Source organism: Actinosynnema sp., from assembly GCF_052038725.1.
In genome coordinates this window covers 1-3,621 of sequence record NZ_JBQGCX010001420.1, presented here as the reverse complement: position 1 = coordinate 3,621, position 3,621 = coordinate 1, and the positions used below count along the sequence as shown (strand labels likewise).

Annotated in this window: 4 protein-coding genes; 3 read left to right on the top strand and 1 reads right to left on the bottom strand. The window is 73.6% G+C overall.

What is annotated here, in order from left to right; genetic code table 11:
• The coding region (locus ACTUAL_RS29995; protein ID WP_440902596.1) for a zinc-binding dehydrogenase at positions 1 to 359 on the top strand (359 nt) is incomplete at its 5' end.
• A 265-nt stretch (positions 360 to 624) separates the two neighbouring features.
• Positions 625 to 1,854: a pectate lyase gene (locus ACTUAL_RS29990; protein WP_232519932.1), complete on the top strand. Its 1,230-nt coding sequence runs from the start codon at positions 625 to 627 to the stop codon at positions 1,852 to 1,854.
• Positions 1,855 to 1,900: 46 nt separating this feature from the next.
• Here ACTUAL_RS29990 and ACTUAL_RS29985 read toward each other — a convergent pair whose 3' ends face one another.
• Positions 1,901 to 3,148, bottom strand: coding sequence for a hypothetical protein (locus ACTUAL_RS29985; protein ID WP_440902595.1), 1,248 nt, complete (start codon positions 3,146 to 3,148; stop codon positions 1,901 to 1,903).
• An 81-nt stretch (positions 3,149 to 3,229) separates the two neighbouring features.
• Here ACTUAL_RS29985 and ACTUAL_RS29980 point away from each other — a divergent pair.
• A partial coding sequence (locus ACTUAL_RS29980) for a hypothetical protein (RefSeq protein WP_440902594.1) occupies positions 3,230 to 3,621 on the top strand: 392 nt, incomplete at its 3' end.

Sequence of the window (3,621 nt, the reverse complement as noted above, 5' to 3'; positions counted from 1 at the left end):
AGCTGGGCGCGGTGCCCACCACCTACGGCGAGGGCTTGGCCGAGCGGGTCGCGGCGCTCGGCGGCGCCGACCTCGTCCTCGACGCGGCCGGGTCCGGCTCGCTGGCCGACCTCGTGGCCATCGCGGGCGGCCCCGACGCGGTCGTCACCGTCGCCGACCAGGTGAACGCGCCCGCGCTGGGCGTGCGCTCCCTCGGCGCCGAGAACAACCCGGCGCTGCTGGCCGAGGCCGCCGAGCTCGGCGAGCGCGGCGGGTACACCCCCCACGTGTCGCGGGTGTTCGCGCTGGACGAGGTCGCGCAGGCGCACGCGCACGTCGAGGAGGGCCACGTGCGCGGCAAGGTCGTCGTGCGGATCTGAGTTCCCCGAATGCGTTCACGGTGGTGAACAATGGTGTTCACCACCGTGAAAGCGAGTGCGCCGAACGAGTTTCCATTGCCTCGCCGGAAAAGCTGCGCTACCGTCCCCATTACCGCGCTTATCCGCTGTTTGCGCAGTTCAGAGACGTGAACAACGGGCGCGGGATCGCGTTTTTCCGGGTGCTCGCAAGGAGGCGTGCATGGGTTCGCGCAACCGATTAAACCTTTCTCCCCATTCGTGGAGAGCGCTCTCCGCGGTGGCTGCGGTGGGGGCTCTGGTGGTCGCGCTGGTGGCCTGGCCGAGCGCCCCGCCCGCGTCGGCCGCGGTGAGCGCGGGCACGTACGTGGTCACCAACGGCGGCAGCGGGCAGTGCCTCGACTCGGGCGGCGGCGCGAGCGGGTCGCAGTTGCAGCAGGCGTCGTGCGGCGGCTCCGCGAGCCAGCGGTGGACCCTCGCGGCGGTCAGCGGCGGCTTCCGCATCACCTCGGCGGCGGGCCTGTGCGCCGGGGTGCGGGACGACTCCACCTCGGCGGGCAAGGTCGTCGAGCAGGTCGCGTGCGGCAGCACCGGCAGCCAGACCTGGACCCTCGCGGAGAGCGGCGGCAACCACCGGGTGGTCAACGCCAACGGCGGGAAGTGCTTGAACACCAAGGACAACTCGACCGCGTCGGGCGCGCCGGTGCAGACCAACTCCTGCGACGGCGCGGCCACCAAGCAGTGGTCGTTCACCACCTCGGGCGGCGGCAACCCGACCACCACCACGACCACGACCGGCGGTGGCGGCCCCACGACCACCACCACCCCGCCACCCGGCGGCGGCACCGGCGACGGCCCGTGGCCGAGCGACACCGGCAGCGTGCACCAGACCACGACGAAGAACGCGGGGACCTTCTTCGACGGCGGCCTCAAGCGCTACTACGGCATCGGCGACGGCGGCCAGGGTGAGAGCCAGGACCCGATGTTCGTCGTCGCCAACGGCGGCACGATCCAGAACGTCATCATCGACGCGCCCGCCGGTGACGGCATCCACTGCGAGGGCTCCTGCACGATCCGCAACGTGTGGTGGAACGACGTCGGCGAGGACGCGGCCACGTTCAAGTCCGCCAGCTCCTCGGCGACCTACCTGGTCGACGGCGGCGGCGCGAAGTCCGGGGCCGACAAGGTGTTCCAGCACAACGGGGCCGGGACGCTGACTATCCGCAACTTCCAGGTGCACAGCTCCGGCAAGCTCTACCGGGCCTGCGGGAACTGCTCCACCTCGTACCAGCGGCACGTGGTGCTGGACGGGGTCACCGCGCGCTCGACCAAGGTCCTGGTGGGGATCAACACCAACTGGGGCGACACGGCCCGGTTCTCGCGGGTCACCGTCCACGGCAGCACGACGGTGTGCGAGAAGTACCAGGGCGTGCCGAAGGGCAGCGAGCCCAAGAAGATCGGCGAGGGGGCGGACGGCAAGAACTGCCTGTACCAGCCCTCGGACATCACCCAGCGGTGACGTCCTGACCGCGGGGCCGGGGTCGACGACGACCCCGGCCCCGCCGTCACGCGGCGGCGCGCACGACGGCCTCGGCGACGGTGGTGGCGACCTGGCACACGTCGACGTCGAACCGGCCCTGCCGGACCTGCACGCCGCCCACGCCCCGCTCCAGCCGCACGAGCACCGCGCACGCCGTGCCCTCGCGCGGGCTCATCGTCACCCGGTGCGCCTCCCTGCCCGCGACCTGCACCTTCGTCGTGCGGTCGGGGGCGGTCCCGCTCAGCGCGAACCCGTCCGGCGCCGCCCAGAACACCTCGGTGGTGAACAGCCCGGAGCCCTTGCCCTCGTTGTGGTTGGTGTAGACGCACGAGGTCGCGAAGCCCTCGTCCGGCAGCCGCAGGGTCGGCACGACGTCCCTGGGGTGCCTGACCTGCTCGGGGAACGCCGCCCAGCCCAGCGCGCACGGGTCGAACGGCGCGCCGACGGCCGCCGCGTCCGGTGGCACGGGGTGCGCGCCCAGGACCACCGGGGCCGTGGCCACCCGCTTCGCGGGCGGCGGCTCCTCGCCCATCGCCGCCAGCACCTTCTCGGTGCTCTCGTCCAGGCCGGGGCAGGTCAGCGACTCCACCTGCACGGTCTGGAGCTGGAGGTAGCGCAGCACCAGCTCGCTGCTCTCGTCCACCAGCGGCAGCCCCGACTGCCAGGCGAACTCGTTGCGGCACCCGGTCGCCAGCTTCTCCTTGACCACGTCCCGGCCGCCCATGGTGACCACCTCGGCGCTGTCCGGCCGGTTGCCGACGGGGTCGCCGCCGATCAGGAAGCTGACCTCGATCCGCTGGGGGCGGCCACCGCCGCGCCCGACCTCGACCACGCAGGTGTTCGTGCCCAGCGGCTTGTCGATCCGCGCGCCGGGGGAGTCCAGCAGCGCCGAGGCGGGCACGCACGGGTCCAGGGTCGCCAGCGCCAGCTCGGGCGAGCTCCGCCCCTCACCGGCCAAGGGCGGGTCGGACCACAGCGCGGCGGTCGACTCCAGGTAGCTCCGCCCGGCCCCGCACAGGTCCACCCCCGGCGTGCCGCCGCCGTGCACCCCGAACTCGACCAGCGGGCTCACCAGCCCGCGCGAGGACTCGGGCAGGCCCAGCTCCTCGTCGACGTCCAGGTAGAACGAGCACCTGGCGTCCCGGACCACCAGCGCGGTCCGCCCGGCGACCTGCTCCGGCGCGCCCTGCGCCCGGCCGTTGGCGGCGTTGGCGGCCAGCGTCAGCTGCACCTCGTACTTCAGCTCACCCGCGCCCTCGCCGACCGCGACCACCGCCCGGCAGGGGCGTCGCGGGCGACAGGGGGCCGTTCGCGGGAGCGCCGTTCACGGCACCGCACCGACCGGGGGGTCGACTTGTTCGTCGCACGGGGTTCCACAGCAGGGCGGGGGGCGCGTTCGGGCGCGCTGGTCGCGGCGTTGCTGCTGCCGCTCGCCGCCTGCACCACCGTCGTGGGCTCCAGGGCGGTGCCCGTGCCGCCCGACGAGCGCGCCCAGGGCTCGACCGCGATCGTGGCGCAGATCGAGGAGGAGGACCGGCCGCTGGCCGTGGCCTACGCCCACCTGCGCGCCGTCGACGCCTGCGGGCTGCTCTACGACGAGGCGGCGATGGCGAAGGCGTTCCCCGGCGCCCGGACCGAGCTCGTGCTGCCCGCGACGGTGCTCGGCACCTGCCGGGCGGTGGTCGCGGTCGGCGAGGGCGCGGGTGAGCTGAAGTACGAGGTGCAGCTGACGCTGGCCGCCAACGC